The organism is Halalkalibaculum sp. DA3122, assembly GCF_043951865.1.
In the GTDB taxonomy this organism is placed as follows: Bacteria; Bacteroidota; Rhodothermia; order Balneolales; family Balneolaceae; genus JAMQKA01.
Map to the genome: position 1 here is coordinate 1 of NZ_JBINJF010000125.1, position 353 is coordinate 353.

Annotated in this window: 1 protein-coding gene; it reads left to right on the forward strand. The window is 61.8% G+C overall.

Going from position 1 to position 353, the window contains the following annotated elements; translation table 11 throughout:
• The coding region (locus ACG2F4_RS19470; protein WP_395262606.1) for a (2Fe-2S)-binding protein at positions 1–353 on the forward strand (353 nt) is incomplete at both ends.

The window sequence follows — 353 nt, forward strand, 5'->3', positions numbered from 1 at the left end:
TGCCCGGCACCAAATTCGGATGCGGCATCGCCCAGTGCGGGGCCTGTACCGTGCACCTGGACGGCGCTGCCGTCCGCTCCTGCTCGCTGCCGGTCTCGGCCGTCGGAGACGGGCGGGTAACAACAATTGAAGGTCTTTCGGAAGAGGGCGAGCACCCCGTGCAGCAAGCCTGGCTGGAGCATGACGTAGCCCAGTGTGGGTACTGCCAGGCCGGACAGATCATGAGCGCGGCCGCCCTGCTGGAGTCCAACCCGGATCCTTCAGACGAAGAAATCAAGTCCGCAATGAATGGCAACTTGTGCCGCTGCGGTACCTACCTGAGAATTCGAAAAGCTATCAAAACAGCCGCAAAC